17 protein-coding genes are annotated in these 24,487 nt (G+C 45.8%); 1 reads left to right on the top strand and 16 read right to left on the bottom strand.

Annotated elements, in window-relative coordinates:
* Positions 1-152: 152 nt before the first annotated feature.
* Positions 153-959 carry a polysaccharide pyruvyl transferase family protein gene (locus tag JOE25_RS01660; RefSeq protein ID WP_209632478.1) on the top strand — a complete coding sequence of 269 codons (807 nt, stop codon included), beginning with the start codon at positions 153-155 and terminating at the stop codon, positions 957-959.
* 74 nt (positions 960-1,033) lie between these two features.
* Here JOE25_RS01660 and gndA read toward each other — a convergent pair whose 3' ends face one another.
* From gndA to JOE25_RS01580, 16 genes are all read right to left on the bottom strand, one after another.
* Positions 1,034-2,440: an NADP-dependent phosphogluconate dehydrogenase gene (gene gndA, locus JOE25_RS01655; protein WP_209632477.1), complete on the bottom strand. Its 1,407-nt coding sequence runs from the start codon at positions 2,438-2,440 to the stop codon at positions 1,034-1,036.
* Between the two features lie 137 nt (positions 2,441-2,577).
* On the bottom strand, positions 2,578-3,768 hold the full coding sequence (locus JOE25_RS01650; protein ID WP_209632476.1) for a polysaccharide pyruvyl transferase family protein: 1,191 nt from the start codon (positions 3,766-3,768) through the stop codon (positions 2,578-2,580).
* Between the two features lie 13 nt (positions 3,769-3,781).
* Positions 3,782-4,927, bottom strand: a complete 1,146-nt coding sequence (locus JOE25_RS01645) for a glycosyltransferase family 4 protein (RefSeq protein WP_209632475.1) — start codon at positions 4,925-4,927, stop codon at positions 3,782-3,784.
* A gap of 14 nt (positions 4,928-4,941) precedes the next feature.
* The gene (locus tag JOE25_RS01640; protein ID WP_209632474.1) at positions 4,942-5,838 is read right to left on the bottom strand and encodes a glycosyltransferase; all 897 of its coding nucleotides are present in this window, start codon (positions 5,836-5,838) and stop codon (positions 4,942-4,944) included.
* Positions 5,835-6,989 carry a UDP-galactopyranose mutase gene (glf, locus tag JOE25_RS01635; RefSeq protein WP_209634144.1) on the bottom strand — a complete coding sequence of 385 codons (1,155 nt, stop codon included), beginning with the start codon at positions 6,987-6,989 and terminating at the stop codon, positions 5,835-5,837. Before glf ends, JOE25_RS01640 begins: the two co-directional genes overlap by 4 nt.
* A gap of 7 nt (positions 6,990-6,996) precedes the next feature.
* Positions 6,997-8,892, bottom strand: coding sequence for a DUF4422 domain-containing protein (locus JOE25_RS01630; protein ID WP_209632473.1), 1,896 nt, complete (start codon positions 8,890-8,892; stop codon positions 6,997-6,999).
* 31 nt (positions 8,893-8,923) lie between these two features.
* The gene (locus JOE25_RS01625) at positions 8,924-9,664 is read right to left on the bottom strand and encodes an ABC transporter ATP-binding protein (RefSeq protein WP_209632472.1); all 741 of its coding nucleotides are present in this window, start codon (positions 9,662-9,664) and stop codon (positions 8,924-8,926) included.
* Positions 9,664-10,431 carry an ABC transporter permease gene (locus tag JOE25_RS01620; RefSeq protein WP_209632471.1) on the bottom strand — a complete coding sequence of 256 codons (768 nt, stop codon included), beginning with the start codon at positions 10,429-10,431 and terminating at the stop codon, positions 9,664-9,666. The genes JOE25_RS01625 and JOE25_RS01620 overlap by 1 nt, the downstream gene beginning before the upstream one ends.
* Positions 10,432-10,770: 339 nt before the next feature.
* Positions 10,771-11,658, bottom strand: a complete 888-nt coding sequence (gene galU / locus JOE25_RS01615; RefSeq protein ID WP_209632470.1) for a UTP--glucose-1-phosphate uridylyltransferase GalU — start codon at positions 11,656-11,658, stop codon at positions 10,771-10,773.
* 485 nt (positions 11,659-12,143) lie between these two features.
* The gene (gene galE / locus JOE25_RS01610) at positions 12,144-13,166 is read right to left on the bottom strand and encodes a UDP-glucose 4-epimerase GalE (RefSeq protein ID WP_209632469.1); all 1,023 of its coding nucleotides are present in this window, start codon (positions 13,164-13,166) and stop codon (positions 12,144-12,146) included.
* A gap of 274 nt (positions 13,167-13,440) precedes the next feature.
* Positions 13,441-14,808, bottom strand: coding sequence for a phosphomannomutase CpsG (gene cpsG / locus JOE25_RS01605; RefSeq protein ID WP_209632468.1), 1,368 nt, complete (start codon positions 14,806-14,808; stop codon positions 13,441-13,443).
* A gap of 15 nt (positions 14,809-14,823) precedes the next feature.
* Positions 14,824-16,248 (bottom strand): mannose-1-phosphate guanylyltransferase/mannose-6-phosphate isomerase, encoded by a 1,425-nt coding sequence (locus tag JOE25_RS01600; protein WP_209632467.1) that lies wholly within the window; start codon positions 16,246-16,248, stop codon positions 14,824-14,826.
* 306 nt (positions 16,249-16,554) lie between these two features.
* Entirely contained in the window at positions 16,555-17,931 is a 1,377-nt protein-coding gene (locus JOE25_RS01595; protein WP_209632466.1) for a TolC family outer membrane protein, read from the bottom strand.
* Positions 17,932-17,933: 2 nt separating this feature from the next.
* Positions 17,934-19,265 carry an HlyD family type I secretion periplasmic adaptor subunit gene (locus JOE25_RS01590; protein WP_209632465.1) on the bottom strand — a complete coding sequence of 444 codons (1,332 nt, stop codon included), beginning with the start codon at positions 19,263-19,265 and terminating at the stop codon, positions 17,934-17,936.
* Positions 19,266-19,318: 53 nt separating this feature from the next.
* Entirely contained in the window at positions 19,319-21,085 is a 1,767-nt protein-coding gene (locus tag JOE25_RS01585; RefSeq protein ID WP_209632464.1) for a type I secretion system permease/ATPase, read from the bottom strand.
* Positions 21,086-21,473: 388 nt separating this feature from the next.
* Positions 21,474-24,464, bottom strand: a complete 2,991-nt coding sequence (locus JOE25_RS01580) for a DUF4214 domain-containing protein (RefSeq protein WP_209632463.1) — start codon at positions 24,462-24,464, stop codon at positions 21,474-21,476.
* Positions 24,465-24,487 lie beyond the last annotated feature (23 nt).

The following is a 24,487-nucleotide window of genomic DNA, read 5'->3' as shown; positions in this document are numbered from 1 at the left end:
ACCATTCTAATAACTTGCGCTGATTATTTTTATCAAAATATTTACACTGCTATAGTCTTGTCGAACAACAGATACTTCTGTAAGGTGACGAGAGAGAGCCTATGAGGCATAGTTTCTCTGTTTACCTATCATCGAATTTTACGAGGTTAAAAATGTCCCATCAAAATGAAAATCAATTTACCTCAACGTTACGAGAACTCTATAGAAAATACCGTTTCATCTATAAAGCAAACCCAGGAAATGCAGGTGATGGCGTCATCGCTGCCGCGACCTATGATTACCTCGACGCTAATGGTTTTGATTACTCACCATTCTGTGCTTCAGAAGTCTATACGCCAGAAAGAGACGTGCTTCTTTTTGGTGGCGGTGGGAATTTGATCGAGGGTTATTACGCCGAAGGGCGTGATTTTATAAAAAATAATCTAGAAAAATTCGCAAAAGTAATTATATTTCCTTCGACAGTTTTCGGCTATATGGATTTCTTTAAAGAAAATATAGCACACCTTTTTGTATGTTGCCGTGAAAAAACTTCTTACGAACGTTTATTGAAACTGGGATATATTCCTGGAGAGTCTGTTATCCTGACGCAGGATATGGCCTTTTATCTGGATAAAGGGAAATACATCAATAACGCCAGGCCCACTAAAAGTAAGGCATATTGCTACCGCACCGACTCAGAATCGTTGACCAAGCAGCAGCACGAAAATAATCACGACATTTCTCTGACATGGAACGGAGATTATTGGGATAACGTCGATCTGGCGAGGAACTCAACGCGTTCGCTTATCAGTTTTTTACAAGAATACAAAGCTGTAGATACCGATAGGCTACATGTTGCAATCTTAGGCTCACTATTAGGTATGGAAGTAAACTTCTATCCTAACTCATATTATAAGAATGAATCTGTCTATGAGCATTCACTTATAAACTATTATCCGAATACTTATTTCATCAAATGATAGTAATTTATACGAGAAAACCGCCAAGCATCAGCTAGGCGGTTTTATTATCGTTCAAAAAATAGAGATTAAAATTATTCCATCCATTCGGTGTGGAACACGCCTTCTTTGTCGATGCGTTTATAGGTATGAGCACCGAAATAGTCACGCTGCGCCTGGATCAGGTTAGCTGGCAGTACTGCTGAACGGTAGCTGTCGTAGTACGCAATAGCCGCAGAGAAGGTCGGCGTAGGAATGCCGTTTTGTACTGCGTAGGACACCACGTCACGCAGTGCCTGCTGGTATTCATCAGCGATCTGCTTGAAGTACGGCGCCAACAATAGGTTAGCAATATCCGCATCCTGTGCGTAAGCGTCGGTAATCTTCTGCAGGAACTGGGCGCGGATGATACAACCGGCACGGAAGATCTTGGCAATGTCGCCGTAGTGCAGATCCCAGTTGTTTTCTTTGGAAGCGGCTTTCAGCTGTGAGAAGCCCTGTGCATAAGAAACGATTTTGCCCAGATACAGTGCGCGGCGTACTTTCTCGATGAATTCAGCTTTGTCGCCACTGACTGGCGTCGCTTTAGGACCCGTCAGCACTTTAGACGCAGCAACGCGCTGGTCTTTCAGTGAAGAAAGGTAACGCGCGAATACCGATTCGGTGATCAGTGACAACGGCTCGCCCAGATCCAGAGAGCTTTGGCTGGTCCATTTCCCAGTGCCCTTGTTGGCGGCTTCGTCCAGAATCACATCAACCAGGTATTTACCTTCATCATCTTTCTTGGTGAAGATATCTTTGGTGATGTCGATCAGGTAGCTGTTCAGTTCACCTTCGTTCCACTCTGCGAAGGTCTCAGCCAACTGCTCATTGCTCAGGTTCAGCGCCTGTTTCAATAGGGAATAGGCTTCAGCAATCAGCTGCATGTCGCCGTATTCGATACCATTGTGTACCATCTTCACATAGTGACCGGCACCATCAGCACCGATATAGGTCACGCAAGGCTCACCTTCCGCTACCGCGGCGATTTTCTTCAGGATTGGCGCCACCAGCTCGTAAGCTTCTTTCTGGCCGCCTGGCATGATTGAAGGCCCTTTTAGTGCACCCTCTTCACCACCGGACACGCCGGTACCGATGAAATTGAAGCCCTGATCAGACAGTTCGCGGTTACGACGGATAGTGTCTTGATAATAGGTGTTACCACCATCGATCAGAATGTCACCTTTATCCAGGTGTGGCGTCAGAGAAGCAATCGTCTTGTCTGTCGCTTCACCCGCTTTCACCATCAGCAAAATACGGCGTGGCTTTTCCAGAGATTCTACAAACTCTTCGACGGTGTAGTGCGGCACCAGGTTTTTACCTGGATTCTCAGCAATAACTTCATCAGTTTTATCGCCTGAACGGTTAAAGATCGAAACGGTGTAACCACGGCTTTCGATGTTCAGTGCCAGATTGCGGCCCATTACCGCCATGCCGACAACGCCGATTTGTTGCTTGGACATTGAAGAACTCCTGTCTGAGGATGACCCTGTTAACAACTTTGGCCAACAGGTTTTGTGATGTGGCACACATGTTAACTCAGGATTGAGCCGCGTGGGTAGTGATTGGTGCGATAGGCTTTGCTGCTGCTTGCAACTTGTCAAAAATTATACAGTTGAGACAATAATTTCTGTTTAGCCTTGCGAATAAACGTCCTCCCTTCCCAATGATCGCAGTCAGTTGCCGTTGAGAGTAAAGGAAGCAACGCCTCTAGGGAGATATCCGGCCTGACCATCGGCCAATCAGAGATTACTCGCAAACTTGAAAATTTATTATCATAATAATCTGACCAGGATAGTGCTATCCCACCGACACCGAGACTGGCAGCAATCACCTGAAAGTGGAAGCGGGAACTGACGCAAAAATCATGGGCGGCGAATACCAGTCCCTCTTGCCAAACTCGTTCAAAACGCACGAAGTCGACCTGCGGAAATCGCTCTTGTATTTGGCGAAAGAACACACCGTCAGAGCCGGGACGGAATTCATAAAATTTGATTTCAGCAGAAGGATGATCTTGACTAAATTTTGTGATCACCTGTTGTAATAACGACAACAGCCCCTCAGTCAGGCTACTGTCTTCGAACAGTTCCGTGTGGACACACATGTGCAGAGTAAAGTGTTCACGTTCCACGATACGTCCTGCAGGGCAATGAGGGAAAGCAAAATAATCATCACCAGTAAAACCCAATGCAGGAAGCTCAAAGGGGGCTAATACTTCATAACTGGCCGAGTCCCTCACATCAAAATGCTCAAACTGACGAATAAACGGCGCAAACTTTGCGGCATTTTCGGGCGAAAGTGGTTGAAGTCCCAATCCAGTTGCATAACAAGAAAGTTGATGATTTTTGGCGAAATAAGCAGCCAATTCGATTAAACGCGCGTTGGCCCCCCAAAGCTCATTGATATACCCCCCACCTAGTAAATGAATACTTTGTGCAGAGGCAAATACCTCTGACATTAAGCGCTCACGTAACGGCAAAATGTGAGGATCACCGAATTTCCCGGCGACTGAACCTTTATCTCCCAATGCCTGAGCCAAACGCCAGAGATAATCTACACACTTCACAGAGGGGAAAAGTTCTGCTGCAACGACCGCGTCAACCGCATCCAGATAAAGAGTACAGCCAGGAAATTTTCGTTGTAATTCATTTATCCAATATCGTGTCAGCATATCGTCACCGAAATTTGGCATGCCTGACGCGGAAACTAGATAAAAAATTTTATTTGGAATAGACGAGTTCTGAATGTCTTTATTGTGCTTTTTCGTCCTTAATTTCTCGAAAAAAGCCAAAATAATGCTCCTGTTATGAATAACTTCCAGTAGCAATAGCGCGCCGATAGAGTTTTAATGTATCGTCAATCACCAACGATGATGCGAACTTACTCTCAATACGTTCGCGGCTGCGAACGCCCATCTCTACGCGTTTCTTGGGACTGGTGAGCAACTTCTCTAACTTTTCTGCCAAAAGATTGATATTACGTTTCTCTACCAAACTACCAGTATACTCATCGATGATCAGACTCTGGCAGCCACCGACATCGTAGGCAATGCAAGCACGACCTACTGATGAAGCTTCCAGCAAAATACGGGGAATACCTTCAGAATACGTGGACGGTAATGCAACAACGTTAGACGCCTTAATTAGGCTATAAACATCACTGCAGCGCCCAAGCCAATTTATTAGTCCCTGACGGTGCCACTCTTCAATTTTCGATAAGGGGATCGCGTCAGAATCGTCAACGATAGAGATCCCCGCAACGTTAAGCACAAAATCAACACCTTTGAGCGCAAGGCGTTTTTTCACCTCAACCAGATCGCCCAACCCTTTGCTCCACAGCAGGCGGCTTGCGAATAGCACAACCGGCTTTTCACGGTTGACTTCAAGTGAATAATGGTAAATATGCGGGTCTATCCCGGCACCATCGATCACAACCGTTTGGCTTTTTTTTGCTTTAGTCAGTGTGGTGAGCCGATCGCGGTCATGCTCATGCTCAAACGCAAGCAGACATTTCTCATTCTTGAAAATATGGTTATAGGAACGCAATGTCAGGAAACGAATGACGTTCATCGACAGCTTATCTTCCATAAACACGCGCCCCAATCCAACGAAGCCGAGAATGATGGGCTTGTTATAAAAGCGGGCGAAAAACCCCCCCATCAGGCAAGGCTTGATGGTGATGCAATGTAAGACATCCGGGTTAATTCTTTTGAGTAATTGCCATACCTTAATCAACGAACTAAAGAAGTTGATTGGGTTAATAGACTGTTCTGAGATAGAAGAGTCATGACAAATGAAACCTTTTTCGGTCAGCTTTTGCTGAATGTCGTCCCCAACAAAGTGGCTGACAACATGAATCTCATAACCAGCAGTTTTAGCTGCCAGTGCTCTCTCAACCCAGTGAAGTTCAAAGTACCAATCTGAGTTGATAAAATAACAAATCTTTTTCATTTAACTCTTACCGGCTAATGTCGTTTACCATTTTTACGTGATATACCGTCAACAATACCGCGCATTACATATCTAATATATTCGATTTTGTTACCTTGGAAGGTAAAAGAAAGTAAATATTTAGCAATACGTAACACGATGGCTCCGAATGAGTAAGGCCTCTCATTTTTTTTGAACAACATTCTGGAGAGCAACAAATTCCTGACCAGATAGTATACCTTCCACGGAGGGTTGATCCCCCCATTAGCCGATGCTACATCATGCAAGAACAGCAGCTCTGGCGAGTACCGGAATCGATATCCCTGTTGATTCAACCTGTAAGAGAAGTAAAGATCATCATAATAAATAAAGAGTTCTGACCAGATAGACTCAATATTGGCAGCTAAAACGTCTTTGCGAATTATTGCACCAACAAATGAAAGAGTCACCACCTCCGACGCCGTCGACTCTGCAGGAGTATAGCGAGATGGCCGGACAATATAATCTAACGTCTTTAGCAACGAGGTCGGCATTTTACTGAAAGGCACGTTCATTTTGCAAAGCGCCCCCTGCATATCCACTACCCGACAACAGTACGCATCATGTTTAGACTTTGCCACACTAACAAAACGTCTCAGCAAATCTGTATCCGGGTAAGCATCATCATCAAACATAAACACCCAATCGGCGTCTATTTTTTCCGCAACGAACTTGGAACCCAGCTTAAAGCCTCCCGCACCGCCGTTGTTCTGATCGGCACTTACCACATGCAGACGTGGATCTTCGATATTCTTCAGCCAAATTTCTGTATCGTCAGTTGAAGCGTTATCAACAATAACAATGTGATCAAACGGCAACGCAGCGGTTGCCGTCCAACATTGTTTCAATTTTTCCAGGCGGTTGAAAGTAACAATTAACGCCGCGGTTTTCATCTGATGCTGACCGTAAACACCGGCATAGCAGTCGTCTGATCTAAACTGGCAAGATAGAGTTCAGCAGTTTTCAACGCTTCGGCGATAGTCACATCCATATCCAAGTAGCGGTAGGTACCCAGGCGACCAATAAAGGTTATATTTTGTTCTTTCTCAGCCAAATCGACGTATTTTTCCAACAGGCTCATTTCACCAACCTGCCGAATCGGATAGTAAGGGATATCGTCGTCATCACATGCGCGGCTGTACTCTTTATAGCAAACAGACCCTTCATGTTGCTCCCACGGAGAGAAATATTTGTGCTCAGTTATGCGGGTATAAGGCACCGATTGCTCACAATAGTTCATTACGGCACAGCCTTGATAATCTCCTTCCACAGAGAATTTCTCAAAGTCCAGTGTGCGGTAGCCTAAACGACCGAATTGGAAACCGTAAAACGCATCCAGCGGGCCGCTATAAAATACATGAGCATAGTTTCCGCGCTCTTCCGCCTGGAAATGAGTACCAAGCGACACAGAGATATTAGGATGATCCAGAATACCTTCTACCATCTTGGTATAGCCGTCTTTCGGCATCCCCTGAAACTTATGATTAAAGTAATTATCATCATAGTTAAAGCGAATAGGTAAACGCTTGAGAATCGAGGCTGGCAGCTGAGCGGGTGACATTCCCCACTGCTTGATGGTGTAACCTTTAAAAAATGCTTCGTAGAGCTCTCGGCCAACAAAACGCAACGCTTGATCTTCAAATGACTGAGGTTCCGTAATGCTGCTATCGCCTTTTTCCGCGATCAGGGCTTTGGCTTCCGTCGGTGAACAGGTCTTTTTAAAGAACTGGTTAATCGTATGCAAATTTATTGGTAACGAGAAAACTTGGCCATTAACAGTCGCCTTAACACGATTAACATAAGGCATCATCGTCGAATACTGATTAACAAAATTCCATACCTGCTCATTGTCAGTATGGAAGATATGGGGGCCATAGGTGTGCACCATAACATCAGTTTTCGCATCCCGGGCATCGTAGCAGTTCCCGGCAATATGATCGCGGCTATCAATAATCTGGATCAAATGCCCTTGTTCGGCCAATTGACGACCGATTATCGCACCAGAGAATCCGGCACCTACGATTAATATTCTTTTGCTATTCATCATTATATTATCCAATAATTACGCGCCTAATTTTATAGAAATATTTTGTCATAATATTCCGACGCGACGTTCCCTTTGGCGCCAAGCGATTAAGCATTGGCATCAAAGTGTTCTTCAACTTTGTCTGCAACAGCACTGGCACTGCTGCTTTTTTCTGTCCTGCAGGCAAAATGGCAGCAGAACTGATAAGACGCTCGTAAGCCTCGAGAGCCCAAGGCGTATTAACGATATTTTTATGATAGTTATCGAAAAAATCCACGTGACGTGTATTCCAAGGCTTATTCTCCCCGGCAAAATGTATCATCTTCGGATTACTGCGCGCCTCAAGAAACCGCATATAGGTGGCGAAAGGCAAGTTGGGGAAGAAATCCTCGGTATTGCCGTTACCATGATAAACATTCCACTCAAGCGGTAAATAATACACGCGACCATGGAATACCTTATTCATGATATCTTGGTCCAGGAACCAATAAGACTTACTTTTCATCGCATCCATTAGACAGGCATGCGTATTCTCACGATTCATCTGCACAATGTTGAATACTAAAATTCCGGCCTGAAAATATCCGTCAGTGTCCGTCATACCCAATGAGGTCGACAAGTACTCTTTCGCAGGCATCACGCCATCGCTAGATTGTGACATTGCCCCGAATAGAACGAATCCTTCCATCACGATATCTTTTACCGCCGCCACCAGGTTATTATCCATCGGCACATCCATCAGGGCTGCCAAGTCACTTTCAACCACAGTGTCCGAATCGATAAAGATAACCTTCTCAAAATCAGCGAAGAGTTTAGGGATAAACAAACGTGCATAAGTTGCCGCGCTGAAGTGTGCACGCGTAAAGACGCTTTTTATTTCAGAGAAAGCATTAACGTCGAAGAAACGCAAACTGACATTATCGAATCCAGAAATCAACGAAAAGAAACGTTTTTTGTTAGTTAAAGAAACACCATTCTCCAGGACAACCACATCATAGTTTACTTTCGGATTGGCATTTTTGATAATCGAGTTAAGTAGTGCAGCACCGCTAATGGCGTAGTTATTATCAAAGCAAATAACGATCGGAACATTATTAATAGGGAATGCCGGGTTCAATTTAGCATTGGAGGTCTCTTGCTGAACAAAAGTTCTTTGCAATTCCTTGATTTTGAAACCATGCAGCTCAATTTGATAATTAACATAAATATTCAGCAGGCGTTCTGAAATATGGCCAACGACTCGTTTTTCTTGAGAATTATAATTTTTAAACCGAATTTTATCTTCTAGTTTATTTAAGATAGAAAAAAGCCATGTCGAATAATCATCAAATATATCTTTTCTCATGACGAACATATTCGTGTAATAGCCTTTTGAATCACTATTGAACTTATCGGCTGTTGACTTATACTCAGGGTATAGCTGCTCAAGAATTTCCAATGCTGTATCGTAATCTTCGATATGCAGATAATTAGAAACTTTATAGTGTTGATAGTTGTTTTTACTGCCTGCCGCGCTTACGTCCCATTTTTTTGGTAGTATTATATCAACATCGGCCAAGCACTGAGTGATGCTTTTATCGTTTAAGCCAAATTTTTTATGATATACACTATCAACCCTCTCATGATTGACTACACCCCAGTTATCTTCAGAGGCATTTTGATTTTCTGAGAAATTGAAATGGCGGCGATAATGCATAAACCCAACATAATCTGCAGGTTTTGCATTTTTCCACACCCAATAATGAGCTGTCAATTCACAGTAAAAAGGGTTCTTAAACGAGATATTATCGCCAGTGTCATCACCTGAACAGCCAATTTCGCTTAAACTATTAACCTTTCCAACATGGATTGGCTGAATCAAGGTTGAGTCAAGAAATTCACTTGGTTTATGGTGGCAAGTATATATTTTGATATTGTTCATTCAGATTACCTAGTGATTAAAATCATAAAAATCATGACATTGCTTCCCTGTATTGGGAAATAATAGAATGGGCATCCCCCATATCCTTCATTTTATGGTTTTCAATCCAAATAACTTTATCACAAATCTTTTCGACATCTGAAAGATTATGGCTAACAAATAGAATTGTCACACCTTTTTTCTTAAATTCGTTGATGGTATCAATACATTTACGCTGAAATGAAATATCACCGACTGCCAAGACTTCATCGATAATTAAAATATCAGGATCAACCTGCGTGATAACGGAAAACCCAAGCTTCGCTAGCATGCCGCTTGAATATACACGAATGGGTTCATCGATAAACTCACCCAACTCGGAAAACTCGATGATTTTATCCAGCCGCTGTTTTAACTCTTTGCGACGTAAACCCAACAGCGTAGCGTTAAGCCGAATATTCTCTCTTCCAGTAAGCTCGGGATGAAAGCCACCGCCCAATTCTAACATTGACGCAACGCGCCCAACGACACTTACAGTACCGGATGAAGGTTTCATCACGCCGGCAACTAAGCCAAGTGATGTGCTCTTTCCCGCACCATTGCGGCCAATAAGTGCAACCGACTCGCCTTTCTGCACTTGGAAGCTGATGTCTTCAATCGCTAAATAACTACGACCACTCAACAAACTTAACGCGCGGCGCGGATTGAATATCAACTCCTTAATGCCAGAGCCAATATGATGGTATAACGGATAGCGCTTAGTGACATCTTTAAACTCTATAGCTACGCTCATTATAATATCTCTGCAAATCTGTATTTCAACTTATTGAAAATGCTAACACCAATGATGATAAACAACAGCGCATATCCATAGAGCATGCCGATCTGATGATAGTCAAGAACACCATTCATAAAGAGATCACGCCAACTGAGAATCATGTTTGCCAACGGATTGTAATCGATTAGAAACCGATACTCTTGTGGAATCATATCCCCAGAGTAAAGTATGGGTGTGCAATAAAACATAAGCATAATACCCAATGTTACGAATCTTTCTAGATCACGGAAGAACAGATTCAATGTCGACAACATCATTGCAATGCCGAAAGTCATAAGCATTTGTGCAATGCCAATAAGAGGAATACCCCACAGCCAGTCAATGGAGGGCCGCATATCGTATATGTAAAGAAATACGATAATTACTGGTATGGTACATAGGAAATGCAAGCACTCCATTAATACATTGCTAAATGGAATAACAGAGCGTGGGAAAACGGTTTTCTTTATAATTTGGGCGTTCGCAATAAAAGAAAATAGTGAATTGGTTGTAGAACTCGCGAACCACTGCCACGGGAAAAGCCCGGTAATAATAAATATTGTATAGTTTGGTATTTGAACCCGCATGACCAACTTAAAGATGAAGTAGTAGATCATCGCAAAGAGTAATGGGTTAGCAATTGACCATAAATAACCAAAGAAACTGCTTTTATATCTGACTTTTAATTCTTTCTCTGTAATGACCGCAGCCAAATCCCAGAGATAACCTAGACTATACTTCATATTGAAACTCGATTTAAGATTGAAATTCCCTAACAATTGAAACCTAATATTATTTCAACTGGCATCGATAATAATTAGCAACACTGCCAAACCGCAGGATCGACTGAGTGAACTTCAGGATAATTTTTAAGAGTTTTTGTAACCACGCTACCGCCCCTGGCATTACGGCAACCAGAGCACTCTAATCATAACCCATTAATTTTATTGAAAAATTAAACAGCTCATATCTTACTCCCCCATAACACCAATGCATCTTTCATGGGGGAGTGCAGCTTTACGTTACATCCAACCGTTTCATTTTACTTTAGGAATCGACTGGATTCATCAGGCAGTGTCAGTTCAAGCTTCCAGTTGGTCTTTCAGCCATGCTGCAAATTCCTTGCCCTGCGCAGGATGACGGAGACCGTACTCAACGAAGGCTTTCATGTAGCCCAGTTTGTCGCCACAGTCATGGGAACGTCCTACCAAGGCAAAAGCATCTACGGGGTGTTGTTCCATCAGCATTGCAATGGCATCTGTTAACTGAATTTCGCCACCCGCACCGTAAGGTGTTTTCTCAAGCAATGGCCAAATATCTGCAGCCAACACGTAGCGGCCAACCACCGCCAGGTTCGAAGGCGCTTCATCCATTGGTGGCTTCTCGACAATTGCGCGCATCGGCACGCTCTGCCCTGGTGCCACAGGCGTACCGCTGCAGTCCACTACACCGTATTTAGATACGTCTTTTTCAGGCACAGGTTCTACCATGACCTGGCTACGGCCATTTTCGCCAAATCTGGCGATCATGCTAGCCAGATTATCTTTTGCCAGATCACATGCGACATCATCCATTAAAACATCTGGCAGCAGCACAGCAAAAGGCTCATCGCCAATCAGTGGACGAGCACACAAAATTGCATGGCCTAATCCTTTGGATTGCCCCTGACGCACATGCATCAACGTGACCCCTTTCGGGCAGATCGATTGCACCTCTTCCAGCAACTGGCGCTTAACGCGTGATTCCAGCATGCTTTCCAGTTCAAACGATGTGTCAAAGTGGTTCTCAATAGCGTTTTTTGACGAATGCGTGACAAGAATGATTTCTTTAATGCCGGCAGCGACACATTCATTCACAATGTATTGGATGAGGGGTTTGTCAACGACCGGCAACATTTCCTTCGGGATAGCCTTTGTAGCCGGTAACATGCGGGTACCGAGACCTGCGACTGGAATGACAGCTTTTAGCATTTCTGTGGGGACTCCCAACAACTTCAGTTTCATTAATGCAACACGTCAGAAAATCATTACAATGACGTTTTATGGCCATTAGCTGCTCTTAAGCGTGCTGCCAAAACGATATTAGTTTTCTTCGGCCTGAAGTATACACCGATGTTGAGCGTTAATACATTAACACCACATAGACAAAAAGCTATCTGTCTAACCGTTATCCACGAGTCAAAAAAAAAAACAGATAACACATTAAAAATTAACAACAAAATAACGACACCGGTCTGCATAAAACATTAGTAATACGAACAACCTTGTACAATACACCGTCTTGAGTACATCACAACTTAATAGATAGCGTGATTATAATGATAATGGTTATTACAATCCGCTTTATTGAGAATGATTATTAATTCAAAAGAATTAGTCTCAATGGAAGCCACTAACCAAACCAATAAAGAAAGCCCATAAAATATGGGCTTTTTAGAATTATCCTTAGATTTTCGCTAATCCTTGCTGCGGTAACCCTGTGGGTTGTTCTTTTGCCAATTCCAGGTATCGCGCATCATTTCATCGATGCCACGCCGAACTTCCCACCCCAGTTCACGGCGTGCAAGATTCGCATCAGCCCAAAATGCAGGTAGGTCGCCGTCACGGCGCGGTAATATCTGATAAGGTATTTCCTTGCCAGATGCTTTTTCAAAAGCATGCACCATCGCCAATACCGAGTGCCCTATCCCTGCGCCCAGGTTGTAAGCTTTAAAACCCTCGACTTTCTTCAGGGAATCCATGGCCATCAGGTGGCCTTCTGCCAGATCCATCACGTGGATGTAATCACGCTCCCCGGTGCCATCTTCCGTTGGATAATCCCCACCAAAAATGCCCAGCTTCTCAAGCTTGCCAATCGCTACCTGAGAGATATAAGGCAACAAGTTGTTTGGAATACCGTTGGGATCTTCACCAATCAAACCAGATTCGTGTGCACCTACCGGATTGAAGTAACGCAAGGCGATGATGGAAAACTCCGGCTCCGCTTTGGCGAAATCCTGCAGAATTTGCTCAACCATCAACTTCGACGTGCCATAGGGACTCGTGGTACCGCCTATCGGCGTGGTTTCTACATAAGGAACTGGGGAGTTAGCACCATATACCGTCGCTGAAGAGCTGAAGATAAACTGATGTACGCCGGCCCGTCGCATTGCTTCCAGCAATACCAAAGTCCCGGCAACGTTGTTTTGATAATACTCCAACGGTTTGCGGGTTGACTCACCAACGGCTTTCAACCCAGCGAAATGGATCACCGAAGAGATATCATGCGTCTCAAAGATATAACGCAAACATTCTCCATCCAGGATGTCACCTTGGTAGAAAATGGCGGCTTTACCCACCAGCTGTTCTACACGATGCAATGATTCCTCTGACGAGTTCGACAGGTTATCCAGCACAACGACATCTTCGCCACGCTCGAGTAAGGTCAAGACTGTGTGAGAACCAATATATCCGGCACCGCCGGTGACTAGAACTGCCATCAACAACTCCTCACGCGCACCTAATGCGCTAAAGTTATAAATCTTTAATCTTCTTTATTAAAAACGCCCTAAAACATTGAGTTCAAGAAAATTACGTATCAAAAACAAACAAAAAACACTATTAAGAGCCATGCAACCGCAGGGAGTTAGGATAAATCAAATGAGTAAGATAGCAATGCCAACACTAAGTGAAATCGTCTGGACATTTGATTTCCTCACCACAGCAAACAGGGCTGCCAAGCAGCCCTGTTTGAAGTAAAAAGAGCGCGCCCTGTTAACGAGACAACAAAGCCAGGATTTCTTCTGTTTTTTCTTTCATTAAAGCGACGTCGGCACGCGACTCAACATTAAGGCGAACTACCGGTTCAGTGTTGGATGAACGCAGGTTGAAACGCCAGTCGGCAAACTCCATGCTGATACCATCGGTATAATCTGCCTCACCACCCTGCGCCAAATAATGCTGTTTGACGCTTTCAATAGAGACAGCTGGGTGAGTCAACTTGATGTTGATTTCACCTGAGGACGGATAAGCAGCTATACGATCTTGCACCAATTGCCCCAACGTTTGGCCTTTCACACTGACCAATTCAGCCACCAGCAACCATGGGATCATGCCGCTATCGCAATAAGCAAAATCGCGGAAATAGTGGTGGGCGCTCATCTCACCACCATAGATAGCGTCTTCCGCACGCATACGCTCTTTAATAAAAGCATGGCCAGTTTTTGACATTACCGGCACACCGCCAGCCTCGCTCACCACATCAATCGTGTTCCAGCTCAGGCGCGGATCGTGAATGATTTTTGCGCCTGGTTGTTTTTGCAGGAAAGCTTCCGCCAGCAGGCCGACGATATAGTATCCCTCGATAAAATCGCCTTTTTCGTCAAACAGGAAACAACGGTCAAAGTCACCATCAAAAGCGATCCCCATATCCGCACCGTGTTCGCGCACCGCATTGGCGGTATCTGCACGGCACTCAGGCAGCAATGGATTGGGAATACCATTGGGGAATCTACCGTCGGGTTGATGATGAACTTTGATAAACTCCAACGGGGCATTCAGAGCCTTGAGAGATGTTTCAATGGCGTCGATCACATGACCGGCTGCACCATTACCTGAGTTGATCACCAGTTTCAACGGTTTGAAGTTTTTTACATCAACGTATGAAAGTATGTGTTCTACATATGCACCAAGCACGTCCTGGCGAATATAGCTGCCACGCACTGCAGAAGGGGCCGGGAATTGGTTGTTTTCCGCTAACTCTTGTATAGCGCGCAGACCAGTATCGCCACTGATAGGGCGCGAACCTTCGCGAACCAATTTCATTCCGTTGTAGTCGATCGGGTTATGACTGGCAGTGACTTCAACGCCGCCATCGGCCTTCAGATGTGAAGTGGCAAAGTACACCTCTTCAGTCCCAGTCATGCCAATGTCGATAACGTCGGTACCCGCATCTTGTAACCCTTTTGCCAAGGATAACTTCAGGCTTTCACTGGTCAGGCGCACATCGCTACCCAGCACAATGCTCTTTGGCTTTAGGAACTCGCCATAAGCACGACCGATACGGTAGGCAATATCATCATTCAATTCTTCACCTAATTTACCGCGAACATCATAAGCTTTAAAACACGTTAACTTTTCCATCACCGAACCCTTTAATTAGACTCTGCCGTACCGATCGTGCAAACGCTCAATATCATCTTCTTCCAGGTAAAACCCTGATCTGACCTCGATGATCTCGAGATCGATTTTCCCTGGATTTTCCAGTGTATGGACACTGCCTGCAGGTATGAAGGTGGATTGATTTTCTGATAAAAAGAACGCTTTATCATCAACATTCACTTTTGCTGTACCGCTAACGACCACCCAGTGTTCAGCACGATGAAGATGACGTTGGACAGAAAGCCCTTCTCCAGGGCGAACAATGATTTTTTTTACCTGGAAGTGCTCACCGCTGTCGATATCACAAATCTTACCCCAGGGGCGATAGGAGGAGGAATGTTGCCGGAAGTGATGAAGATTACGTTTTTTTAGCTCATCAACCACTTTCTTAACGTCCTGAACTCTGTCCTTAGTCGAGATCAGCAACGCATCATTGGTGTTGATCACTATCAGGTCGTCTAAACCGATGGTAGCAACTAACGCAGCATCGGATGAAATATAGTTATTGTTTGAATCAATGGAAATAATCTCACCGACGTTCACATTCCCTAACTCATCTTTTTCAGAGACTTCCCACAGAGATGACCATGAACCTACATCGCTCCAGCCGGCATCAATCGGGATCACCACAGCATCTCGCGTTTTTTCCATCACTGCGTAATCGATAGAATCACTTGGGCAATGCTTAAATATCTCCTGATCAACACGGATAAAGTTCATATCACGTTGGCTGTCGACCACAGACTGCTGCGTTGTAGCGAAAATTTCGGGGCTGAACTGCTCCAACTCTTGCAGGAACTTGGCCGTTTTAAACATGAACATGCCACTGTTCCAACTGAATTCACCGCTCGCCAGATATTCAATGGCTTTTTCCAGACAAGGCTTCTCCACAAAAGCGTCGACTTTAAAGCATTCGCCAGAAAGCTCACTGCCACGCTTGATATAGCCATAACCCGTTTCTGGATGCCCAGGAATAATACCAAAGGTCACCAAGCTGTTTTCGGTGGCATGCTGAACAGCCGTTTTTATTGCCGAGTGGAAGTTTTCCACCTTTTTAATCAAATGATCGGCGGCCAATACCAGCAGTATGCTGTCATCGTCTTCCTCTGCGGCCAGATGTGCAGCCAACGCTACAGCAGGAGCAGTATTGCGTCCCACAGGCTCTAGAATAATGTTGGTCGCCAGTTGATCAATTTCACGCAGTTGTTCCGCAACCAAAAACCGATGATTTTCATTGCAGATCACCAAAGGCGCTGCAACCTGTACACCCTCCAGCCCAGACAAACGCTGTAGGGTCTGCTGCAACAAGCTAAATCCGCTGTCGTCGATAGATAAAAATTGTTTGGGGAATGACTCACGTGAAAGTGGCCATAAGCGACTGCCAGTACCACCGGCCATAACCACAGGAATTAGTTTTGACATTGTTAACCCTTTACCCAGTCATCTGTCTTATAAATGAGAGTACTGCTTAGAGACTGCTGACCCACCATTATAAAAGTCATACAATTACACACAAAAAGTTACAATCGCGTTAAAACGCACTCTTCCCTAAGCCGACACATGCCCATACATATATTGGTAACCTATACTGAAAAATCAGTGTTGAAGGCAATGGGAAGAGCACTACTTGTTGCTAACATAACGTATTGGGACAAAAAAGAGCAGCTCAGAGCTGCTCTTTCAGATAAATACTCATGCAAAGCATTCAACCTATTTCAGCCAATCTGTTCAGCGATTTGCAGCAAAATACTGCGCTACGCGCTTAACATCCTTTTCATCCAGCGTTCCCGAATCGCTCAACAATGTGATCCAGGATTTTATGTAGGTGTACTTGGCCGAAGCCAGGTCACGCTGGGCGCTGTAGAGTTGTTGTTCTGCATTGAGCACATCAACGTTAACGCGCTGCCCCGCCAAGACACTTTGACGTGTTGCCGTTACCTGCGTGGTCGCTGATTTAACCGCCAGTTCGTATGCAGCCAACTTTGCTCGACTGCTGATGCACAGATTGAATTGTTTACGCAGATCGTTCAGCGTACTGCCGACTTGCGTATCCATTTCATACATCGCTTGGCCATATCGTGCCGCCGCCTGGCGAGTCGAGGCGGAAACGCCGCCGCCGGCATAGATCGGCATACTTACCTGCACACCGATACTGTCGGTGCGGTACTTCTGGTTGACCGTATTATCGCTACTGGAGTCGTTTTCCGAGTGTGAAGCATAAAGCTGCACCTGCGGCATGAAGCCTGCACGGTTACGCTCTACTTCATACTTCGCTGCATCAACGCCGTGACGCGATGCAGCCAGCATAGGGTTATTTTCGAGAGCGATTTTTTGCCACTCTTCAAACTTTGAAGGAATCAATGGGGCTACCTGGAATTTCCCAGGACGCAAGACCTGTACCTCATCCAGTTGGTTGAGCGGCACGCCAATAATGACCTCGAGCTCACGCTGAGCCGAATCTAACGCATCGCGCGCTTCAATCTCCTGGGCTTCTGCCAAGCTATAGCGAGCCTGAGTTTCAGAAACGTCAGTAATGGTGCCTTCCCCTGCACTCATTAAACGGTCGTTCAGTGCCAACTGCTCTTTATAAGCCGCCTTTTGCGCTGAAGCCAAAGCGATTTGGTCTTTGGAATAAGCCACTTCAACATAGGCAGAGATCACCCGTACCGCCAAGTCCAGAAACTTGCCGCGGTAGCGTTCGTCAGACATCAAGGTCTGCGCCACACCAGCCTTATAACGCGCATAAGCCTCATAGTCGAACAGCGGCTGCGTCAGCGTTACCGAACTGGAATAACTGCGGTACTGCTGCCGTTGAGTCACTTCGCTCACATTGCCAAAAAAGTCACTCGCCGGATACTTCTGCGTCTGCCAGTTTCTCGGTGAGTTCTGATAATTAAGTGATACCTTCGGCAGCAGCCCTGCCCTGCCGATGTTTTCGTTTTCGTCTCCCGCTTCTTTCTCTTTTATTGCCGCCCGGAAGGTCGGATCTTTCTCAAGTGCCAGCGAATATGCGTCTATTATCCCTATCGAATGAACCGGCGCAGATATCGCAAACAAGAGGGTACTGATAGTAAGGCCAGCAACCTGTCGTTTAAATTGAATCAAAATTATTCCTCGGTTAATGAAGTATGAGCGCGATCCAAAATAGGTTTAAACAGATAACTTAACAGTGAACGCGAACCGGTCTTCACAAAGACCTCAACAGGCATACCGGGTTTAATGTCTTCCCCACTGAGCAATTTCATGCCCTCTGGGGAAACGGTAACCTGCATTTGGTAATAGGGTTCGCCATTGGTTTTGTCCACCAATCGGTCGGCAGAAACCAATGTCACCGTCCCCGGGATTTTCGGGGTCTTGTTCTGGTTGAAAGCGGTAAACATCAAATCCACCGGCAACCCGTTGTACACTTTGTCAATCAGCTCTACCTTAAGGCGAGAATCAACCACCAGAGTAGCCTGGCTGGGTACAACGTCCATCAGGTGGTCACCCGCTCCCACGACGCCCCCCTGAGTAAAGATATTCAATCCGACGACGGTGCCATCCACCGGCGAAGTGATAGCCGTATTACCAAGATCAAAATTCGCCATTTCCAGCTTGTTTCTGAACTCGCTGGTGTCCATCTGAGTCTGTGCCAGTTGGGTTCTGACCTCACGCTGATAGTCGGCAAACCGCTGATCGATCCGTTGCTGAGACTCCTGCAGCTGTTTTTGTACCTGACCAATTCGTCCGACGGTTTCATCAATGCTGCTGTTCACTTCCGCAAATTGACGCTGCACTTCCAGATAGCGGTTACGCGGTAAATAACCGTCCGCGGCTAATTGCTTCATGCTGTTCATCTGCTCACGGAGGCTGGAAAGCTGGATCTGTTTGTTAACCCGAGAATCCTGCAAGCCTTTCAGTTGAAAGCGCATACCGTCCATAGACTGTTTATAGCCATCAACTTCGCTTTGTAGCCCTTGGCGACGAGACGAAAATAACTGCGTTTGTAATGCGATGATTTCGGCTACGCGTGGCTGAGCCTGGATTTGTTCGAAAACGGGGGAAAAAGTGACCTTACTTAAACCGTCGCGTTCAGCAAGCAGACGGCCTTCAGTGGCCAATGTGGTGTAATACTGATCGCGAAGAGAATCAACCTGTGCCTGAGCCTGTACCTGACTCAATTGCACCAACACCTCGCCCGCTTTAACCTTGTCGCCTTCTTTAACTGCAATGTTTTTGATGATACCGCTGGCCGGTGCCTGTACCGTTTTGCGATTGCCAGAAACGGTGACCGAGCCGGGTGACGCGACCCCTTTATCCAGTGGCGCAAATGCTGCCCATGCGAAAAAACCAAACAGACCAAGACCAACCACTAACCACCCCATGCGGGTAAAGCGCCGCTCATCCTGTGGGATTTGTTCTGAATACGAGTCTTGCGGCTCGCCAATGTGCGTAGACATACCAACTCCTTTGACTGCAGGCAGCGCCTCAGCGCCGCCGGCAAGTTCACAGCTTAATTAATTTGAGTTTTTGGGATATTGCCTTCGTCCGGCTCGGAATTGACTGCACGCACCGCTTGCTGCGGGGTTTGCGCCTTTTGCGCATTGCTCAGCGCTTGCAATACCTGCTGCGTAGGGCCAAATGCATTGACGGTGCCGTTCACTAACAGCAATAGCTTGCTGGTCATCGACAGCAAGTTGGTACGGTGAGTAATCAGAATCACCGTTTTATTACGCTGTTTAAGGAACAGTATTGCCTGATTCAGCGCTTTTTCACCGGCATCATCAAGATTGGAATTAGGCTCGTCCAGTACGACCAGGGACGGATCGCCATACAGTGCGCGCGCCAAACCAATACGTTGTTTTTGCCCGCCGGATAATCCCGCCCCACCGCTGCCGATGATCGTGTCATAACCGTTTGGAAAACGGAGTATCAGCTCATGCACGCCGGCCAGTTTAGCGGCCTCGATGACCTTTTCTGCGTCCAGTTCGTTAAACCGCGCGATATTTTCGGCGATAGTGCCACCGAACAACTCAATATCCTGCGGTAAATAACCGATATAGGGCCCCAGTTCGTCTTTGTTCCATTGGTATATGTCGGCATTATCGAGCCGCACGATACCCTCGCTAACCGGCCAGATACCGACGAGCAAACGCGCCAGCGTTGACTTACCGGAAGCACTTGGGCCGATAATCCCCAACACATCACCCGGTTGAATGGCAAAGCTGACATTATGTAATACCGCATCCGCCTTCGATCCCGGAGGTGTGGCCGTCACCCCTTCTACAGAGACAATCCCTTCCGGCCGTGGCAAGGACATGCCCATACCGCGCGGTGGGTGCTTATCCAGCAATTTTACCAATCGCTGATAAGATAATTTGGCCGAGCTCCAGCTTTTCCAGACGTTAATGACCTGCTCGATAGGAGCAAGCGTACGCCCCATCAGAATCGAGCCGGCAATCATCATGCCCGGAGTGATGTGGCCGTCAATCGCCAACCAGCCGCCCAACCCCAGCACGAGAGACTGTAGAGAAAGGCGAACGAACTTAGTGATTGAGGTTACGGTAGTAGCGCGCTCACTGGCTATACGCTGACTATTCAAGAAACGCTGATGCAGGTTAAACCATCGGCCTTTTAAGTTCGGCAACATGCCTAATGCTTCGATCACTTCGGCATTACGCAGATTGGTGCTAGCCAAGCTTGAGGACATGATCGAGAGCTTGCTAGCTTCAGCCAGGGGCTTTTTCGATACCATCTCGTTGACCACGGCGAGCGCGATCAGCAGCAGTGAACCAACCAGCGCGAACAGACCCAACCAAGGGTTAAACAGGAAAATCACCAGCAGATAAATCGGGAACCAGGGTGCATCGAAAAAAGCAAATAACGCGCTGCCCGTCAGAAACTGCCGTACGGTGGTCAAATCACCGAGCATTTGCCCTGCGTCAGAGGAACCATTTTTGAGATTAGACTCATACGCAGCGGTGTAAACCCGTGTATTTAATCGCATATCCAATTGGCTGCCGATGCGAATCACCACCATGCTGCGCACATACTCCAGCAACGCCATCATGCCGAACATTCCCAGCATAATCAGCGTCAACATCAGCAACGTGATCTCATTGCGTGATGGGAGCACCCGGTCATACACCTGGAGCATATAGATTGAAGGAACAAGCATTAACAAATTAATAAATGCGGTGAATATGCCAACGGTCCAAAAGACTTTGGTACGTGTCCGTATAACATCCGCAATTTCATTACGCGGTATAAATTGATTCACTTTCTGCCCTTACATCATGTGCACTGTCAGCCCAATCCGCATCAATTACCTCTAAGGAAATTCTTAAAAAATAATGAAAATAAAGAAAATCCTAAAGAAGACTCCCCAAACATGCTCGAGACTGCAGATACTTTTTTTAACTATAGGTAGAGAAAGCACATATCAGCAAGGTAGAACACGAAAAAAAACCAGCGAAGTGATGCCAACTAAAATAAGAAAAAACAACAAGATAAAAGACATGAGGAACACAAGGGGAATTACGAAGGAAAGGAATAACGTATAGATAATGATGCTGATCACAAATTAAAAAAAACGGGGAGAATATCCTCCCCGTATTATTTAATAAATAACAGTTTCTTTAGAAACTATTACCCTGCAGTGCTTACACTCATGCGTAATGCAGGTTGTCTACCAGTTGCTGATGGTTTTGACCTGTCAAATAGACAACAGTGTCGTTAGCATCCAATGTGTGGTTATTGTTGTTATCAATAATCACATAGGAATCAGCATTATTGCCCGTACCGCTGAACACCACCGACGCCACACCAACTTTAGAGGTCAGTGAATTCGGGTTGCTCAGGCCGAGAATACCGCCCAGCAGCCCTACAACACCGGTAGTCAAACCACCGACTAATGACCCTAACAAGGCATCTAAAGTATCGGCCGAACGAGTACCATAGTCCCCAACAGCAGTCCCGGTATTGGACAGAGTCAAACCAGATGCGGCATCGACAATCTTATCCTTCGCGGTGCTGAAGTCAGTAATGGTAACGCCTGCCTGGGTATTACTGGACTTGAGGTCGTACGTATTTGCACCTGCACCGCCAGTCAACGTAGTATTGCCCAATATGTTGAAACTATCCGCAGTTGTCGAACCTTCAACCGTAAGTTGGTAACCATTCAAGCCCAGAGTATTCAGCAGTGGGGTTAACAGCGCAGTAGTTACTGCACTCAATGGCAGAGCATTCAGCAGTTGCACGATGATACCATCACCGGTACCCGCATGGCTTGAATCAAGATTCAGGCCACCGGTATTGGTGGACGCATTGATATCACGCACATTACTGAAACCGCTACCTACCGCTAAATTCAGAGCATGGTCACCTGTGACATTGATCGTCTGAACCTGTGCGTTGGTACCCGCCAGAGACATAATGTTGCTAAACGAACCCGTACCGCCAGAAGCAATATTTACCGTACCCAACGCAGTACCCAGCAATACGCTACTGCTGCTGTTCAAGCTGATAGCACCCGCATTCACGTTCGCAGAACTCACCGCATCAAAGTTAATATTGAAATGGTCAGTCGCATTCTGGACAAAAGTGAAGCTCAAGGTACTCGCAGAGGTTGCGTCCCCTTTTACTTCCAATTGTGCAGCAGTGCCGCCAGCAGCGTTAATCACACTGGCATTGGCCAAACCGGAAATAACAAAGCCCTGTGCGCCCAGGTTGGTCGCCGCAGCACCTTGAGTCACGGTCCCTCCAGTTGTCCCTTCAACCGTAGCTGTCCCATTGGTTAAACCAAAATCGAAGACATGTATCGGCGTCGTTACACTGGTCGTAGTCGGTGAACCAATCAATGGCGTGGTAATCAGGGTACCAACAGATTTACCAATGTAACCCGTCAGGTCAATCTGCTCGAAATTCGAGAAGTTATTAGCGTTACTGGTTACAGCACTGGTACGAATACCCAAAGCGTTTTGGTTAGTCACCACAGATTTGGTGATAAAGTTGGCGGAAATGGAGTCAATACCTGACCCGCCATCGGCTTTGATGGTGTTCGCTACCGTGTTAGCAGCGTTCGCCACCCCATTACCCGCCCACGACAGGCTATCGTTACCCGCACCAAGGTTAAACTGACCGGTACCGGTGGCAATATTGGCGGTCGAAGTAACAACCACATCATCTGAACCGGAGCTGGCGTTCAGAATGACATTACCGTTGTTTACGGTAATATCTACACCCGGGTTAACACCATTACTCGATAAGTTAACCGTTGCGGCACTAGTGCCGTTGATGGTCAGGTTCGCCAGATGATCGGCAAACTGCAGGTTTACAGCCGCAACTGCGCCAGCATTAAGCACAGCGTTACTAAGTACCGCAGTTTCCGCATTGCTCAGTACATGGCTGTTGCCGGTATTAACAGTTCCCGTGGCATTACCACCGCCAGCAGTGACTGAAAGTGTCGCTGCCGTTTTGTAGAGTAGAGTTGTACCGATGTCATACTCAAAAGCATGCTGTTGTGTCAAAGACGTATTATCTGTAGCAACAGAAGTACGGAGATCATTAATAATGGCGCTAACAATCAATGACTTTGATGAGAGGCCATTGTAAATAGCTAATTGTGCATCGGTAGCTGCGGTACCATGTACAGCTGTATATACATGTTGTATAAAGTCATTACCATTAAGCTGGGCACCTTTACGCTGAAATTCTGACGAAGCTAACAACGTGCTAATTAAACTATTAAATGTCTGTCCTGCCGCAAGACTTTTTGAGTAAGGATCAACACCAGAAGCATCAATAGCACGATCCGGAACAGCTAAATAAATAGATGTAACCTGTTCTTGATACACTAATCCAGCGAGCTGGCCTGGATTATATACGGTAATAGCCCCGTTAAAATGAGACTGTGCAGCTGCATCAGCAGGAGCAACTGTTCCTTTCAATGTCGCAATGACTTCTAAAGCAACTTGAGCCCTCGATGCACCTGATAACAATTCATTAACATATTGATTTAATTCAGTCTGTGTAGGAGAACGTTGATAACCACTAGTGAAAAGTCGCGCTACAAAATCAGAGTTATTAATACCTGAGAGATAGGCTCTTGAATTTATGATTGCGGTAGCAACATCAGTAACCGTCTGTGCCCCCGATGCAATAGCAGCACCATAAGTATTTAAAGCATCTGTCGTTGTACCCATGCCGAAAACGTAGAAAAGCCCCTGCACATCAGCAGCACCAGGAGCTGCTGCAGAATTTACTGATGGGTAAAGAATAGTATTGATAGTATTCGTAAACGTATTTTGGGCTGCAACTTGAACTGAATCAAAACCACTGTAATCAAGAAGATTAGTAACGATTGATGACAAAATAGTAGGGAGTGAACCTAACGCTAAAAGGCTTGATAACTCCGAAGATGAAGGCGGTTGACCATAAACATTAGAATAAATAGTCTGAACAACGTCCGAAGTAGATTTCCCCTGGAATAATGATAGTCCCTGCGAGGAAGATAACAGATTTTGAACATATGCATTGGCAGTAAGAGTACCACTCTCAAGTTGAGCCCCGACCTGATCAAAAGCCGAAACTGAGGCTTTAGTTCCCAATACGGCATAAAGAATAGCTGCGGCTTGTTGCTGATAAGCTAACCCCGACATAGAATCCCCCTACGAGATATAGG

The organism is Serratia sp. PL17 (assembly GCF_017832355.1).
GTDB lineage: Bacteria > Pseudomonadota > Gammaproteobacteria > Enterobacterales > Enterobacteriaceae > Serratia.
This window is presented reverse-complemented; position numbering and strand designations above follow the sequence as displayed.

Excerpts from the sequence above, each read along its gene's own strand:
- JOE25_RS01660 (WP_209632478.1), top strand. The coding sequence starts at position 153 with ATGTCCCATCAAAATGAAAATCAATTTACCTCAACGTTACGAGAACTC.
- gndA (WP_209632477.1), bottom strand. The coding sequence starts at position 2,440 with ATGTCCAAGCAACAAATCGGCGTTGTCGGCATGGCGGTAATGGGCCGC.
- JOE25_RS01645 (WP_209632475.1), bottom strand. The coding sequence starts at position 4,927 with ATGAAAAAGATTTGTTATTTTATCAACTCAGATTGGTACTTTGAACTT.
- JOE25_RS01640 (WP_209632474.1), bottom strand. The coding sequence starts at position 5,838 with ATGAAAACCGCGGCGTTAATTGTTACTTTCAACCGCCTGGAAAAATTG.
- glf (WP_209634144.1), bottom strand. The coding sequence starts at position 6,989 with ATGAATAGCAAAAGAATATTAATCGTAGGTGCCGGATTCTCTGGTGCG.
- JOE25_RS01630 (WP_209632473.1), bottom strand. The coding sequence starts at position 8,892 with ATGAACAATATCAAAATATATACTTGCCACCATAAACCAAGTGAATTT.
- JOE25_RS01625 (WP_209632472.1), bottom strand. The coding sequence starts at position 9,664 with ATGAGCGTAGCTATAGAGTTTAAAGATGTCACTAAGCGCTATCCGTTA.
- JOE25_RS01620 (WP_209632471.1), bottom strand. The coding sequence starts at position 10,431 with ATGAAGTATAGTCTAGGTTATCTCTGGGATTTGGCTGCGGTCATTACA.
- galU (WP_209632470.1), bottom strand. The coding sequence starts at position 11,658 with ATGCTAAAAGCTGTCATTCCAGTCGCAGGTCTCGGTACCCGCATGTTA.
- galE (WP_209632469.1), bottom strand. The coding sequence starts at position 13,166 with ATGGCAGTTCTAGTCACCGGCGGTGCCGGATATATTGGTTCTCACACA.
- cpsG (WP_209632468.1), bottom strand. The coding sequence starts at position 14,808 with ATGGAAAAGTTAACGTGTTTTAAAGCTTATGATGTTCGCGGTAAATTA.
- JOE25_RS01600 (WP_209632467.1), bottom strand. The coding sequence starts at position 16,248 with ATGTCAAAACTAATTCCTGTGGTTATGGCCGGTGGTACTGGCAGTCGC.
- JOE25_RS01590 (WP_209632465.1), bottom strand. The coding sequence starts at position 19,265 with ATGTCTACGCACATTGGCGAGCCGCAAGACTCGTATTCAGAACAAATC.
- JOE25_RS01580 (WP_209632463.1), bottom strand. The coding sequence starts at position 24,464 with ATGTCGGGGTTAGCTTATCAGCAACAAGCCGCAGCTATTCTTTATGCC.